This is a genomic window from Rothia sp. 32237D007AR, from assembly GCF_053544675.1.
Genome location: NZ_JBPPUO010000001.1, coordinates 114,204 through 129,267, shown reverse-complemented (window position 1 = coordinate 129,267; position 15,064 = coordinate 114,204). Strand labels below are relative to the sequence as shown.

The 15,064-nt window shown below is 53.4% G+C and carries 13 protein-coding genes, 1 tRNA gene and 1 pseudogene; 3 read left to right on the top strand and 12 right to left on the bottom strand.

Annotated features, from left to right (window positions below; all coding sequences use genetic code 11):
- Positions 1-31: 31 nt before the first annotated feature.
- The 3 genes and pseudogenes from ACED87_RS00645 to ACED87_RS00635 all read right to left on the bottom strand — a co-directional run.
- Positions 32-103, bottom strand: a tRNA-Gln gene (locus tag ACED87_RS00645).
- Positions 104-220: 117 nt separating this feature from the next.
- Positions 221-736 carry an arsenate reductase/protein-tyrosine-phosphatase family protein gene (locus ACED87_RS00640; protein ID WP_449089417.1) on the bottom strand — a complete coding sequence of 172 codons (516 nt, stop codon included), beginning with the start codon at positions 734-736 and terminating at the stop codon, positions 221-223.
- Between the two features lie 116 nt (positions 737-852).
- Positions 853-1,836 (bottom strand): annotated as a pseudogene (locus ACED87_RS00635) (polysaccharide pyruvyl transferase family protein); the annotation flags it as partial.
- Positions 1,837-1,955: 119 nt separating this feature from the next.
- On the opposite strand from ACED87_RS00635, the gene ACED87_RS00630 reads away from it, so the two are divergent.
- Positions 1,956-3,779 (top strand): ABC-F family ATP-binding cassette domain-containing protein, encoded by a 1,824-nt coding sequence (locus ACED87_RS00630; protein WP_449089416.1) that lies wholly within the window; start codon positions 1,956-1,958, stop codon positions 3,777-3,779.
- A gap of 182 nt (positions 3,780-3,961) precedes the next feature.
- Positions 3,962-4,885 (top strand): glycosyltransferase family 2 protein, encoded by a 924-nt coding sequence (locus ACED87_RS00625; protein WP_449089415.1) that lies wholly within the window; start codon positions 3,962-3,964, stop codon positions 4,883-4,885.
- A 47-nt stretch (positions 4,886-4,932) separates the two neighbouring features.
- Here ACED87_RS00625 and ACED87_RS00620 read toward each other — a convergent pair whose 3' ends face one another.
- The 5 genes from ACED87_RS00620 to rsmI form a co-directional block, all read right to left on the bottom strand.
- On the bottom strand, positions 4,933-6,045 hold the full coding sequence (locus tag ACED87_RS00620) for a glycosyltransferase (protein ID WP_449089414.1): 1,113 nt from the start codon (positions 6,043-6,045) through the stop codon (positions 4,933-4,935).
- 6 nt (positions 6,046-6,051) lie between these two features.
- The gene (locus tag ACED87_RS00615; RefSeq protein ID WP_449089413.1) at positions 6,052-6,978 is read right to left on the bottom strand and encodes a GHMP family kinase ATP-binding protein; all 927 of its coding nucleotides are present in this window, start codon (positions 6,976-6,978) and stop codon (positions 6,052-6,054) included.
- Complete coding sequence (gene rsmA / locus ACED87_RS00610; protein WP_449089412.1) at positions 6,975-7,883, bottom strand: 16S rRNA (adenine(1518)-N(6)/adenine(1519)-N(6))-dimethyltransferase RsmA; 909 nt, start codon at positions 7,881-7,883, stop codon at positions 6,975-6,977. Before rsmA ends, ACED87_RS00615 begins: the two co-directional genes overlap by 4 nt.
- A gap of 68 nt (positions 7,884-7,951) precedes the next feature.
- On the bottom strand, positions 7,952-9,028 hold the full coding sequence (locus ACED87_RS00605; RefSeq protein ID WP_449089411.1) for a TatD family hydrolase: 1,077 nt from the start codon (positions 9,026-9,028) through the stop codon (positions 7,952-7,954).
- A gap of 4 nt (positions 9,029-9,032) precedes the next feature.
- Positions 9,033-9,917, bottom strand: a complete 885-nt coding sequence (gene rsmI / locus ACED87_RS00600; protein WP_449089410.1) for a 16S rRNA (cytidine(1402)-2'-O)-methyltransferase — start codon at positions 9,915-9,917, stop codon at positions 9,033-9,035.
- Positions 9,918-10,020: 103 nt separating this feature from the next.
- Here rsmI and ACED87_RS00595 point away from each other — a divergent pair, with 103 nt between their 5' ends.
- On the top strand, positions 10,021-11,628 hold the full coding sequence (locus ACED87_RS00595; RefSeq protein WP_449089409.1) for a dolichyl-phosphate-mannose--protein mannosyltransferase: 1,608 nt from the start codon (positions 10,021-10,023) through the stop codon (positions 11,626-11,628).
- A 4-nt stretch (positions 11,629-11,632) separates the two neighbouring features.
- Here the strand turns inward: ACED87_RS00595 and ACED87_RS00590 are convergent, their stop codons facing one another.
- The 4 genes from ACED87_RS00590 to ACED87_RS00575 all read right to left on the bottom strand — a co-directional run bounded on the left by ACED87_RS00590 (position 11,633) and on the right by ACED87_RS00575 (position 15,044).
- A complete protein-coding gene (locus ACED87_RS00590; RefSeq protein ID WP_449089408.1) occupies positions 11,633-12,730 on the bottom strand; it encodes a TIGR01906 family membrane protein in 1,098 nt (365 codons plus the stop codon).
- A 142-nt stretch (positions 12,731-12,872) separates the two neighbouring features.
- A complete protein-coding gene (locus ACED87_RS00585; RefSeq protein WP_449089407.1) occupies positions 12,873-14,117 on the bottom strand; it encodes an Ig-like domain-containing protein in 1,245 nt (414 codons plus the stop codon).
- Between the two features lie 141 nt (positions 14,118-14,258).
- Complete coding sequence (locus ACED87_RS00580) at positions 14,259-14,522, bottom strand: DUF3499 domain-containing protein (protein WP_449082106.1); 264 nt, start codon at positions 14,520-14,522, stop codon at positions 14,259-14,261.
- A gap of 18 nt (positions 14,523-14,540) precedes the next feature.
- Positions 14,541-15,044 carry a WhiB family transcriptional regulator gene (locus ACED87_RS00575; RefSeq protein ID WP_449082104.1) on the bottom strand — a complete coding sequence of 168 codons (504 nt, stop codon included), beginning with the start codon at positions 15,042-15,044 and terminating at the stop codon, positions 14,541-14,543.
- Positions 15,045-15,064 lie beyond the last annotated feature (20 nt).

Here is a 15,064-nt window from a genome sequence, read left to right as displayed (position 1 = left end):
CCCGATAGCTTGCAATATAAGGGGTGTTGAGCTCCGCCACAAGGACTCGAACCTTGAATAACGGCTCCAAAGGCCGCTGTGTTGCCAATTACACCATGGCGGATTACTGTTCCCTCGCCACTACAGAGAAAGGCGGGAACAAAAAACGATACTACCAAGACTTGCGCGCAGAACGAAACGCAGAGGGGCCGAGTGTCGCCAGAAGTCTCCCTGGGGGCTCTTATATTCCCAGCCAAGGGATAATTTTGGTGAGAGCTGATTCAACTTCTTCTACCGCAATACGAGCAGCCTCAGGCCCCTGACGGTAAGGGTCCGCGAGCTGGTCTTTACCCGATGGGGCCTCGTCTAGCTGATGCATAAAGGCCACAGGGTCAACCCGGCGCCCAGCGCTGTCTTTCACTCGAGCCATCTGCTTCAAGAGGTGCACTTTGGGGCGATGCTGAGGCCACTCCCGCACAATCCAGTTAAGGTGCTCCTTTTCCATCACCAGCACCAATGCTGACTCTGCCAGAAGATCCCCCGTAATTTGTTTGGCACGGTGATGATGAAATTCGACACCCCGAGCCTCTAACTCTGTGTCGATATGAGGAGCAACCCCCGAGCCCACGACAGCACCTGTTCCTGCACTATCAAAAACCCAGGAAGACTCGGGTGGGGAGAGTTGCTCAGCAATGTATTGCGCAGACGCGCTACGGGCAATATTGCCCGTACAGACAAACAATATTTTCTTATGCATAAGCTCACCAGAAGCTTCCTTTTTAAGTATTCGCTCTTGCCCCCCACCCAATAAAAGACCTACATTAAACGTCATCGCTCTGCCCTCCCTTTAGCATAAAATGCTAAATATTTAAATTAACGATTCAAAAATCTGCTGATATTTTTCGCCAAAGGGATGGAATTTATCAAGGTAGCCACAGGGCCTCTTAGCTGAGCAAAGACAACCCGATAAAACATCATACTTTCAATTTCACAACCAAACTTGCTGATTGATTTCTCCAGTCCATTTATTGACTGATTGATTTTATCTCGCGACGCCCTCGTCGCCTTATTGTATATATCGTTCGGGGTGCGAATTTCAGATATATCGATTCTACGAGACAAGGAATCATCAAGCACTACGGACTCGTAGTCCCTAAACTTGAAGTCACCACCAGGTAACCCCTCCGGGGGCATCGACCAGACCACTGGAATCCCGTAAGAATCTGCCAATATCACCCCGTGCAGGGACGTTGAGAATATAACCCTGCATTTTTTAATTTCTTCAGCCACTTTAGAGGGGGCGTTTCTAACATCGATATATATAGCGGTATGCTCAAGCTGCTTCCAAAGTTTTCTAATGCAATCTTTATCTTGATGAGTAAAATGAGGTATAAAGCCAATTTTATCTGTTGGTTCAACTTTATCGAGCGGCAAGACTCTACTCATAAGAAGCCCAGGGTCACCTAATGTGATGCTCTCTTCTACTTTCAGCTTTTCCTTAGACAGCTTTCCTCGTAAGGCATAAATTCTTGCCTGTTTTAAATCCAGATTCCGGTCGGGGTGCATAACGCCTGACCCCAAAATATATCCACTAAAATTATCACTCACCATATTAAGCACTGACCCAACACAGACAAGATTTGCCTTCTCAGCTGCAACCAGAACAGGTGCAATTCCATAATGAGGTAAAATATATTCTGTTAAAAGGTCTCCAAAATTAGGCGCCTGGTCCCACCAGAATGTCTTTATTATTCCTATTTTTTTTCGATTAGGGACTGTCCACCAATAATAGCTGAGGCGAGCGATAGATCGCTTGAATCTATTTATAGGGTGCGCATAATGCATAATTAACTCGTATTCTTGGTAGTTGTTTGTCGTGCTGGGGTGACCGGTTTTTGGTCAGTTTCCTGGACTAGTAGTATACAATCACTTAACCATAGAAGTCTCATCTTCTCTTCTCCGCTAGGATAGTTAGCGTGGCACATCTACTTGGCGGCGAAGACCTGCATATTGAATTCCCTACCCGAACTATCTTTGAGGGCATCACTGTTGGCCTGAATGAGGGCGACCGTATCGGCATCGTAGGCCGTAACGGCGATGGCAAATCGACCCTCCTGTCCCTTCTCGGCGGACGCCTTGAACCAGATTCAGGCAAGGTTACGGTGCGGTCAGGCACCCGTATTGGCTTCCTTGACCAGGCCGATGTACTCGATGACTCCCTGACCGTAGGCCAGGCTATCGTGGGTGATACACCCGAATATGAGTGGGCTTCAGACTCAAAAATTCGTGATGTCATTTCGGGCCTGGTTTCAGATCTTGACTGGAACGCTCCTGTTACTTCTCTGTCTGGTGGCCAGCGCCGCCGTGTTGCCCTTGCCTCTCTGCTGGCAGGTGACTGGGACGTCCTCATGCTCGATGAGCCCACCAACCACCTGGACGTTGAAGCTATTACCTGGTTAGCGAATCACCTCAAAAACCGCTGGTCAAAAAACGCCGGTGGCCTGCTCACTGTCACCCACGACCGCTGGTTCCTGGACGAAATTTGCACCGGCACCTGGGAAGTGCACGACGGTATCGTTGAGCCCTTTGAGGGCGGGTATGCCGCCTATATTTTGCAGCGTGTTGAGCGTGACCGCCAGGCGGCAGCCAGCGAAGCTAAACGCCAAAACCTCATGCGCAAAGAACTAGCCTGGCTGCGCCGCGGAGCCCCTGCCCGCACATCCAAACCCAAGTTCCGTATCGATGCTGCTAATGCTCTGATTGCCGGTGTGCCCCCGGTGCGTAACAAGGTGGAGCTATCGCAGATGGCTGTGTCTCGCCTGGGTAAGGACGTCGTAGATATTGAGGACGTCGATGTCAGCTACCCCGATGCCAGCAAGCCAGGTGCAACCAAGGACGTTCTCAAGAAGGTTACCTGGCGCATTGCCCCGGGTGAGCGTACTGGCATCATGGGCGTGAACGGGGCCGGGAAATCAACCCTGCTTGGCCTGGTCACTGGGTCAGTGGAACCTAGTCGTGGTCGTGTAAAGCACGGTAAGACTGTGAAGGTTGCTACTCTGACCCAGCAGCTCGATGAACTGCGGGAAGTTGAGAATGACCGGGTTTCAGATGTTATCGGGCGTAAACGCACCTCTTATGTAGCCGGCGGCAAGGAGATGACTCCCGGCCAGCTTCTGGAGCGTCTAGGCTTTACCTCAGCCCAGCTTTCCACCCCGGTCAAAGACCTCTCCGGTGGGCAGAAACGCCGCCTTCAGCTCCTCCTCATTCTTCTCGATGAGCCCAACGTACTTATTCTGGACGAACCCTCCAACGACCTGGACACCGACATGCTGGCTGCGATGGAGGATCTTCTCGATACCTGGCCCGGCACGCTACTAGTGGTTTCCCACGACCGTTACCTGATGGAACGTGTCACCGACCAGCAATATGCGCTCATTGACGGAACCTTTAGGCACCTGCCCGGTGGTATTGATGAGTACCTGCAGCTTTCAGCTTCTGCCGCTACGGCCCCGTCAACCAAGGCCCTTGATTCTTCTCCGCTTGGTAAGCAGGACGCTAGCAGCAGCTCCTCACCCAAAGCCAGCGGGGCTGAGGTGCGGGCAGCACAAAAGGAAATCAACCAGATTGACCGCAAGCTCACCAAGTTAGCTGACCAGAAGGCCAAGCTGGAAGAGAAAATGGTAACTCATGACCCTTCCGACTATGAAGGATTAACAGAACTAGTTAACCAGAAAAAAAATTTGCAAGAAGAGATTGATGAATTAGAAATTCGTTGGATGGATTTGAGCGAACTAGTATAGGAGATATATATCAGAGATTACTATAGTATTCAAAAATATGTAATAAAAGCCAGGCTCACCATCCGAAAGCATTAAATACAACAGTTGAAAATAAACTAATAGTACAGTTTCTAATATTTAAAATGAAGTTAAAGTCCACCCATTACAAGACCCCTGAAAAAATAAATTAAGGATCTAATTCAATGAAAGAAAAACCTGTCATCTCAGTTATTATTGCTGCCTATAATGCAGCAGACTACCTCCCTGCGCAACTAGATTCCTTGGCATCTCAGTTAAACGCTCCGCCTTTTGAAGTTGTTATTGCAGATAATGGCTCAACAGATGACCTAAAAAAAATTGTTGAAGAATATAAAAAATCACTCAATATTTCTCTCATAGATGCATCTCAGAAAAAAGGGCAATCATTCGCACGAAATCTTGCGGTTTTTAAAGCTTCGACTAATTTTATTTTGTCCTGCGACGCTGACGATGTTGTCGCACCCAATTGGATATCTCGCCTTTCACAGCACATATTAAATGAAGATTGTATCGTAACAACTCCGATTTTGCCATTTTATCCACACTTAGGCGAGTCTCCTGAAACAGCACCAAGTTCACGAAAAACTCAAGAAATGCTGCTGGGACTCAACAAATTTCCATTCGCGCATGGAGCATCAGTAGCTTATAGAAAGTCATCTTTTATCGAGGTTGGGGGCTTTGACGAGAGCTTCCGTAGAGGGTCGGAAGATATCGATTTTTCATGGAGAATTACAGATTCAGGACGTCCACTATATTTTTGCAATGATACGTTTCTGTACTACAGAGCTCGTGAAAGTAAAGGTAATACCTATCTCCAAGTTTATCGGTACGCCCGTGAAAATGTATTGTTATGGAAAAGATGCAAAAACCGAGGAAAATATATCAACTCTGTTTCTCTAAAAACTGCTATCATGAGAGCTGCAATAGTGCCCTACCTATATCTACGTAGGCGTTCCATCGAAGATGTCGCTGGATATGGAGGAAGAATAGGGGCTTTGGTGGGAAACATACAATACAGGTTGCTTAAGAGAAAAGAGTCACCAGTACTCATGTGGGATTCTATCCCCGATAGCATTTCTCAAAGATAATACGATAAAGACGTGGGCCGCATTACACAATTGCAGCCCACACTCACTTACAGCCCGTTAAATAGATTTTCCCAGGTCTCTACTACAGATTTGGTGCGATACCTTTCAGAATATTGCTGTGCCTTATCGCCTAGACTTCTCCTCAGCTTTGAATCATTCATATACTGCATAAGAGCATCACTGAAAGAATCTATATCTTGAGGCTGCACAAGAATTCCACATCGCGACACAATATCTTCCACCCCCGGCGAAACGTTATAGGCAATAGTAGGTATTCCTAGTTGAGCCGCCTCGACAATAGTCATGGGAAGACCTTCGATCTGTGAAGAAAGAACATTCAGAGAAGCATTATTAAAAGCTTGACTTATATCTCGAACAGCCGGATAAAATTTTATTTCAGGATAGGACGAGTATTCTTTCTCCAACTCTGCCTTTGTCTCGCCTTCCCCATATAGGTTCAGAGTCCAACCTTCATGCGAAGTTTTGATAAAAGCCTGTATCAGATGATCCACCTGTTTAGTCTCAGAAAATCTTCCTGCATAGACAATTTTATTATTATCCAGATGGGGTAAGTCACCATTTGGACTATTAATATCTACAATATTGGGGACAAAATGAAACTCTTTTGAAAACTCCTGAGTGAACAGATTTTTATCAGTCTCCGATAGAACTGTAGCATGATCACAAGAACTGAGAGCTTCTTTTAGATTCATAACGTCCTGGTCAGTAAGTCCTGACCGAGACATATGTAACTGAACTACCCTTTTTATTCCATCCAATTTAACCAGTTTAGAAATATAGTTATAACTCTGTAACGATGCGCCAATAATCACTACATCATCATCTCTATATTTATTCAATTTCCATAGAATTCTCAATGAAAAAATAGGTTTACCCACTGCACCAAAGAGTCTACGAATCGGTTGTAGATATCTTTTTGAGGTCTCGTAGCCTTTCATATCATCCGTAAATTTAATCCAAGGATTAATACGGAAAATATTGTAATGAGCCCGAAAATCTTCATCGGCTGAGTATAACAAAAAATATTCAACATCATACCCTTGACTCATTAGAGCATCATATAGGTTACGAGTTGAAGTGACGAGACCATTCGGGAGGAATAGATCTGATACAGCAATAATTATTCTCTTCTTGCCCATAGTATTCTACCTATCTAATATATTTTCTTTTAAAACCGCTGTTGTCGGCCCTGACCCTGATACAAAGCTCGCTGAAACACTAGGTTGGGCGGTAGCCTGTTCCAGTGTTTCAGCTAGCTCAGGTAGCAGGGCTACAGCCGGAGCCGCCAGGTCATTGCGCAGTAGCCCGGCAATAGCTGGTAGGCGCTTCTGCAGCGGCTCAGCAGAGGTCAACAGACCTATCAACTCCTGCGGAACCTGCAAGGTGGCGTCCGGAGCAGGGTAGCGCCCCGCCGCGCGGCCAGTATCCAGCTCCCTAAACACGGTGGGGGTCGACAGCCCAGCGGTTGAAGGCACAAACCCAAACCGCAGAGGCTCAACGCCTTCAGGTACCTCAAACGGCGTGAGTTTGTCCCCCACCCCGGTGCCCACAGCCAAACCACCTAAGAGAGCAAAAGGCACGTCGGCACCCAGCGGAGCAGCCAACTCCAGCAGGCGCTCAAGAGCAAGGGGCTCAGCAACCAAACCAGCCTGCACCAGGTAAGCGTTCATAGCCTTCATGGCGGCGGCAGCATCAGCAGAGCCACCGCCCATACCACCGGCCACAGGAACAGCCTTCTCAATATGAAGCTGAACAGCCACATCCACAGGCCCCAGGCCCTGCTCCGTCAGCACCGCTGCCGCGCCGCGATAGGCCAGGTTGGACTCATCAAGCGGAACCACAGCCGGGTCAAAAGCCCCAGCAGCCACCTGCTCCGCGACAGGGGAACCCTCAACAACACTCATAGACTGGGTGATACCAGGGGCCTGAGCAGAAGAAATCGTCACCCGCTCCAACACATCAGTAGCGGCGTAGAGCGAAGCGACCTCATGGTAGCCGTCCTCACGTACCGGCCCCACCGCAAAATAGAGGTTGACCTTACCCGGGGCAGTAGCAGAAACACTCAGGGTCATAAGGACGCGCCCTTCCCGCCCTGCTCCGCACCGGCAGGTACCTGCCGGGCGGCTTCAGCAATCTTAATAAAATCAAAAATATTGAGCTTCTCACCGCGCAACTGCGGGTCAATACCAGCGGCCTCAAGAATCTCACCGGCACGAGTAGCAGAACCAGCCCAACCAGCAAGAGCAGCCCGCAAAGTCTTACGGCGCTGAGCAAAGGCAGCATCGACAATTGCAAAGACCTCTTCACGAGGCAGCTCAGACAACAGCTCAGGGCGACGCTTAAAAGCCACCAGACCCGACTTAATCTTAGGGGCCGGCCAAAAAACGTTCGTGCCAATCACACCAGCTTTTGACACCTCAGCGAACCAGTTAGCCTTGACCGAAGGCACCCCATAAATCTTTGAACCGGGCTTAGCTGAGAGGCGGTCTGCGACCTCGTCCTGCACCATCACCAAGGCATGCTCAATGGAAGGGAAAGTAGCAAACATGTGCAAGAGTACCGGCACTGCCACGTTATAGGGCAGGTTAGCTACCAGAGCGGACGGGGTACGCGGCAGCTCTGTGACCTTCATAGCATCTGAAAGCACCACATCAATACGGTCTTCTGAACCGGGGCGGAAGCGGGCAATTGTCGCAGGTAGCTGCTGGGCCAGGGGCGGGTCAATCTCAACAGCAACCATATCGCGGGCAGCATCCAAAATACCCAGAGTCAAAGACCCCAGGCCCGGACCAACCTCAACCACCGTCTCATCAGAGCTGATACCGGCAGTAGCGATAATACGACGAATCGTGTTGGGGTCAATCACGAAGTTCTGCCCCAGGGTCTTAGTGGGGCGGATACCTAGAGTAGCGGCCAAATCACGAATTTCTTGGGGGCCCAAAAGAGCATCGGGCGCGGGCGTTTGCTGTTCAGTCACAAACCCTAGTCTACCCGCAGGTATATACACTTATGCTTTTCACTACCCTATCTCTTCAGCCCAGGTATCTAGAACCCCTCAATGCCCCAGTGCCCGTAGGCGGCCAGCGAGTTAGCGCGAATATCCCGGCAGAGCCCTTCAAGGTCAGTGCCCAGGTGGTCAGCCATAAAACGAACAGTGTAGTTGGTCATGTAGCTGGCATTGGGGCGTCCGCGGAAGGGGTGAGGGGTCAAGAAGGGCGCATCGGTCTCAGCCAGGATCAGGTCGCGGCGGGCAAGGGTGAGCGACTCTTGAATACCGTGGGAGTTCTTGAAGGTCACGGTACCGGAAAAACTCATATACCAGCTCTGCTCATTGCAGATTTGAGCCAGATCAGGGCCGCCAGAGTAGCAGTGAAAAATAACAGTCTCAGGAGCGCCCTCATCGAGCAGGATACGCACGATGTCCTCATGGGCGTCCCGGTCGTGAATCTGCACAGCCTTACCGTGTTTCTTTGCCATGCGAATATGCGCCCGAAAGGACGCCTCCTGGGCGCCCTTGCCCTCTTCACCGGTGCGGAAGTAGTCCAAACCGGTCTCCCCCAGGGCCCGCACCCGCGGTTCAGCAGCCAGCGCGTCAATAGCCGCTAGGGCAGCATCAAGCTGGCCAGCCTCAGCCAGTTTGGGGGCCTCATTGGGGTGTAAGGCCACGGCAGCTAGTACGCGAGGATCTGCCTGAGCTGCACGCACAGCGTAGAGGGAGCTAGGAACATCACAGCCCACCTGCACGATAGCGCCAATACCCAAGGCTTCGCCAGTATCGAGGGCGTCACGGGCGGTAATAGCTACTTCACCATCGAGCAAATCCATGTGGGTATGGTTATCAACGATGGCATAGGGCAGGGGTGCCGGGGCTGGTGGGAATATCAGGTTGCGGCGGCGGCCGTCCTCCCCCTTCTCGCCTCGGCGGCGGGTGCCTTCCCCGCTGGGCTCATCAGCGGTGTTATAGCGTTCAGCTTGATAAGCCGGGGGCACCTCCCCTTCGACAATAGGCTCAGGGGCCGTAAAAATACTTGCTCCCTGTTCGGTCTTACTGGGCAGATAGGAGGCGAAACGCTCAGCAAGTTCCTTCAGCTGGGCATCGGTAAGAGTGTGGTCGGTACACATAGTTTTAGCTTTCTGAGTCTTTGACGGCCAGGGTCGCCTGGTAAAGATCACGCTTAGACACCCCGTGAGCTTCAGCTATCTGGGCGCAGGCAGTTTTCAGGCGGACGCCACCGGCCACCAATTCCACGACAAGGTCAGTAAGATTCTCTGCTGCCTCAGCCTCAGGAGCAGGGGCCCCTTCAACCACAATCGCGATTTCACCCTTAATCTGTTTGGATTCAGCCCAGGTAATGAGCTCGCTCAGGCTGCCGCGGGCAACTTCTTCGTGTAACTTGGTCAGCTCCCGGCAGACCGCTGCCCGGCGCTCTACACCAAAGGTTTCTGCAAAATCGTGCAGGGTCGCAGCCAGGCGGTGGGGCGACTCATAGAAAACCATGGTGCGCTCCTCTGCCGCCAGGGAGGCCAAGCGTCGGGTACGGTCAGACCCCTTACGAGCCAAGAACCCCTCAAAAGTGAAACGCCCTGAAGGCAGGCCAGAAACAGCAATAGCAGTAACAACCGCTGAGGGGCCTGGCAAGGCGGTAACGGGTAGTCCCGCCTCAGCAACGGCCGCAGCAGCCACATAGCCAGGGTCAGAGACAGCAGGCATACCAGCGTCCGACATGAGCAGGACGGTCTGCCCAGCGGCCACCGCCTCAACAATCTGCCCGGCCCGGTCAGCCTCGTTATGGTCGTGGTTGACCAGCACCCGCCCCCGGGTGCTCACGCCCAGGCCGGCGGCAAGCTTACGCAGGGTACGGCTATCTTCTACAGCCAGGACGTCAGCAGTAGCGAGCGCCTGACGCAGGCGGGCTGAGGCGTCGGCCAGGTTGCCGATAGGGGTGCCGCCCAGGATGAGGGCGCCACCTTCGGTGGGTGCTTGGGCGGTGGTGTGCTGGGAAGGTTCCATAGGGTTTAACCCTACTACTTTTGTGCTCTTGCAGGAGGGTTGGGGGAAACTGGCTTTGGGTGGCTGCGCGCATGTTCTTGTTACCGCAGGTAGCATATCTAGGGTGACATCTAACCAAGCTTCTGCCGTCCTGACCCTTAAAGACGCTTTCACCGAGTCTGCCCTGCGAGCGCGGCTTGCGGTGACTGCGGTGCCGTTCCCCCGCTATGGCTGGGTGGTGCCTCTGCTGGTTGTGGTGCTAGCCGGGCTCATGCGCTTTGTGAACCTGGCTAACCCTAACGCCGTTGTCTTTGATGAAACCTACTACGCTAAAGACGCCTATTCTCTCTTGCATTACGGGTATGAGCGCAATTGGTCTGATACAGCCAATGAGACCTTCGTGGCCGGTGCCCCGTCTGGTCTGTTGGAAACGGCCGAGTATGTGGTGCACCCGCCGGTAGGTAAGTGGATGATTGCCCTGGGTATGGCTATTTTGGGTGATGATAATCCCTTGGGGTGGCGCTTTGCTGCGGCACTGACTGGCACCCTATCGGTGGGGCTGGTCATGTTAGCTGGCTGGTTGCTCTTCCGCTCAGTTACGGTAGCGTCCCTTGCTGGTTTGTTGCTTTCTATTGATGGCCTACATTTTGTGCAGTCTCGTTTTGCCTTGCTTGACATCTTTTTGATGTTCTGGCTTTTAGCTACCTTTGTGGCGTTGCTTCTTGATAGGTATCAGGGTAGGCGCCGGCTTGCTGCTCGCATAGCGGCGCATGCCCGCGCCAACGAGGACGCCCCCACCGACAATTTCATGCTCTATGGGCCTTGGCTGGGGTTCCGTTACTGGCGCTTTATAGCAGGTATCTGCGCGGGCCTGGCGGTAGGAGTCAAGTGGAACGCTCTCTTCTTCATCGCTATCTTTGGTGTGCTTACGGTCTTTTGGGACGCCAATGCCCGCCGTGTCGCCGGGGTTCGCCGCTGGTATGTTGCAGGTTTCTTCCGTGATGGGGTCTTGGCTTTCTTCGCTCTTATCGGCACTGGGTTGCTCACCTATTTAGTCACCTGGACTGGTTGGTTTCTCTCAGATTCTGCCTACGATCGCAATTGGGCGGCGGAGCACCCTGGTGAAGGGGTGCTCTGGTTGCCGGAATCTTTGCGCTCCTTGTGGGAGTATCACCGTTCTGCCTATACCTTCCACTCGGGGTTGGATTCTCCTCATACCTATGAGTCCCCGGCCTGGCAGTGGCTGATTTTAGGGCGCCCCACCAGCTACTACTATGAGTCTCCCAAGCTGGGTGTGAACGGTTGTACGGTGGATTCTTGCTCTGAGGCCGTGCTCAATATTGGTAACCCTCTGATCTGGTGGTCTTTCATCATCGTTGCGGTCTTGTCTTTGGTGATTGTGCTGTTGCGCCGTGACTGGCGTTTCGCTGCCCTGTTCGCTGTTTTTGCGGTGGGCTATTTCCCCTGGTTTGCTTACCCTGAGCGCACCATGTTCTTCTTTTATGCCCTATCGTTTGAGCCTTATCTGATTCTCATGTTGGCGGGTATTTTAGGGCTGGCGCTAGGGCGCCCCGGCGACAGTGTGCGCCGCCGCCGGGTAGGTCTGCTGGTGGTGGGGCTCTTTGTGGTCTTTGCCTTGCTGGTGTCGATCTACTATTGGCCTATTTGGACGGCTCAGACTGTCCCTTACACTGAGTGGCGTGAGCGTATGTGGTTTGACGCCTGGATTTAGGGATTTACTGGCTGAGAAGGTCTTTGAGCTCCTGACGCTCTACCCGGCGCTTGAGGGCTAGCTGCTTGCGGTAGCGGGTGGGCCAGGTGGTGGCGAGCATGATTGCCACCATGAGGAGGATGAGCAGGCCAGCGGTGGCGGCGGCGTCCACCCAGAATTGGGGCGGGTAGAGACGGATCAGGGTGTCGCTCATGCTGAACTGCCAGTTACCTTGGGGGAAGAAGACCTGGTGAAAGTTGGTGAAGAAGGTTTCCCAGCCGATAGCAGCGGCAAGGCCAAGGCAGATGAGCATAGCCAGGGTAAGCCAGGCTCCGGTAAAGAGGGATGAGCGAAGGACGCCAGGGGCCCGCAAGCGCAGGGTTCGGGCAGAGAGTAGGGCCAACACCAGCATCACCAGGGCAAAGACGGTGCTGATGAGCATGACCTGTTTGACGTCGGTCATGTGCTCAACTTCGCTGGGAAGGAAGGCGGCCTGCCCACCGGTGATGATGTCAGCCAGGTAGGTGTGGGGGGCCAGGTTCAGAATATAATCTAGCCCATAGGAGCCTAGGCGCAGCCGTTCTTGGGTGTCAAAGCCGTAGCTGTCTGCCGGGAAGCCGGGGCGGTGGTACTCCAGCCAGAGGAAGGCGGAGCTGGCAACCGCGCGCACAGCTACCATGGTGATGAGCACAGGGACGGCAAGAGCGATCAGGGCCCGGCGCAAGCCCAGCAGTCGGGGGGTATCGTCCACCGCAACTTCACGGGCTTCGGCCCGTTCTGACGCTGGTGTCACCTCTGATTCTTCGCTGATAGTCTCAGCCTGGGCCGGATCCTCTGTTGAAGAGTCGGCCAGAGCCGCCTGCGGGGTATCAGCAGGGGGTGCGCTCTCTTCAGGGCTCTTTACCGTCGCCAGGGTTGAGGTCCATGGGGCGGTTTCAGGGGGAGTATCTTTCCCTGATTCCGCCTCTGTCTGGCTGGTTTCAGATGAGCTGGTGGAAGTACTAGCGGGGATGTGAATACCGCGTTCAGCCCTGCGGGCTGACAGTAAGCTATCGGCCTTGGGTGGGGTGAGAGCGGGACTGAGTTTCTTCCACTCCTGGTTCTGGTCAGGCTGTTGGGCCACGGCGGGTTTCCTCCCAAGATCTATACGGGGTGCATCTGCCTGTGTATTCTACGCGGTAGAAAGCAAAAACTCCCGCCTCAGCACCGGGGAACAGTGCTAAAGGGCGGGAGCTTTCTACACTATGACAGCAAGGGCACTGGTATTACCAGTTACCCTTCCAGTTAGAGTCATGATAGTTGGCAAAAGGAATATTCCAGTCGCCGTAGCCATCATCAGGGTCAGCCTGGGGGTAGCCGGTATTGACGGTCTCTACCACATCGCCCACCCCAAAGGTGTTATAGAAGAACTTGGCGTCTTCAGGTAGCAGACCAATGCAGCCGTGGGAGACGTTAACAACACCCACCGAGGACCAGGCAGAAGGCAGAGCCTGATGAACAAAGACGCCGCCAGCGGTCAGGCGGGAGGTCCAAGAGGCCCAGAAAGGCTCATAGTAGTGAGGGTCGTTGACGGTTAGGTTCAGAGAGCCGGGGTTAAAGTAGTAGCTCTCAGCCTGCTCAATAATTACTAGCTGACCGACCACTGAGGGCCAGTCGGCGTTTCCTAAAGTAATGGGGGCTTCTCGCACCAGGGCGTCATCAACATACATTTTGATGGTCTTGGTGTTGTTATCGGCCAAGGCGTAGCGCTTGTTCCAGGTCTTGAAGGTATAGGTAGTAGTGTGGTTACCGATCATGCCGTTACCCACATCCAGACCAAAAATGTCTACGGTGATGGAGATAGTGGAGTTAGTGGCCCACTTGTCTTCGAGGCGGTAGCGCACCATGTAGTCGTTGTACCAGCGGAACTTGCCAGCCTGGTCGCCGCCGCCCTTAATGGTGATGCGCTTTTCGACCTCAGCCTTGTTAAGAATCGGCTCGGAGAAGTTGAACTGGATGATCTTACCAATACCGTAGCTGGCGCCCTCTTCGATGTTGAGGCGGGTGTCTACTTCGTAGGCGGCTGAGACGGTAGAGAAAGTGCTCTTGCCGCTGCCCTTAGTCCCTGCGGCATCTGTGGCTTCCCATCGTACGGTGTAGTCACGGTGAAAGAGCATGCGGTCGGTAGAAGCCCAACTCTTGCCATCTGCTGCCAGCTCACCGGCAAGTTCCTCGCCCTTTGCGGTGGTGACGGTGACCTTGGTGAGGGTTGAATCAGCGGTAGTGACGGTGACGGTTTCGAGAGGGTTAATCTCAATCTCATCGAGGGCGGGGGAGACCTCTATGGTACCGAGGAATTTGACGGTGGGCGTGGGGCTGGGTGTGGCGCTGGCGCTGCTGGTTTCGCTGCTGGGTCTGGCGCTCTCTGAGGTGGAGCAGGCGGCAAGTGCTACGGTGCCCAGGGCTCCGACGGTTACGAAAGACCGACGGGTGAAGGCCTCTCGGCTGGCTGTGTTGAGGGGGTTGACCACGAACTTTTCTTCCTTATATCACGTACTACAGGCGCAAGTGTGTTGTGTGCTCGTCAAAGTTTATCGGATAGGGGCTGTTTTTGATACAGCAATTACAAAAACCCGTTGGTCAGGGGCCAACGGGTTGTGCTGGTTCAGTTTTTAGACTGACCGCAGCGGTGGGTAGGAGGCATCTTCCTGCTGCTCTTCCTCAGAGCTGGTGGCGGGGGCGTCCAGGCGCACCACCTCCCAGCCTTGCGGGGCGGTGAGACGGTCAGCATGAAATTCGCACAAGTCGTAGGCGTGGGGCTCTCTGTGGACTGAGAGCGGGCCAATCACAGCGGTGGACTGGGCGTAGGCGTAGGTGAGCGTGAAAACAGCCTCACGCTGGCAGGTTTGGCGTGAGCACTGGCGGGAGGTTGCCATGAATCAAGCCCTTCTTTCTTAGATAGCTTGCTTGCGGAGGCGGCGGCGTTCACGCTCTGATAAGCCACCCCAGATACCGAAGCGCTCATCATTTTCCATGGCGTATTCTAGGCAGGCCTGACGAACGGGGCATTCGCTGCATACACGTTTAGCGTCGCGGGTGGATCCGCCCTTTTCAGGGAAGAAAGCCTCGGGGTCGGTCTGGGCGCAGAGAGCATCTGCCTGCCAGGATAGTTCACCGTCATCCCCATCGGTGCTGTAGATACCGGCGGCCTGCTGCCAGAGGGAGAGGTTATCGGAATCAGCAGCTGAGACGTCGGTCGATGACGCACCAGCGGGTGAGGCATCGGTAGCTGAGCTAGAGGCAAGCGTGCTTGCACAACCGTGGCTTTTGGGGGCGGTGTCATTGAGCAAGGCAGTAGCCTGGTCTTCTAAATACTGGGCAAAGTGCATAGTGTGGTGCTGGGCCACATCAGGCGTGCGCCCTGCAGCGCCCTGAGGCAGGCGGCTGTGGAGGCCCATATTCTTCCCTTTCATATCCC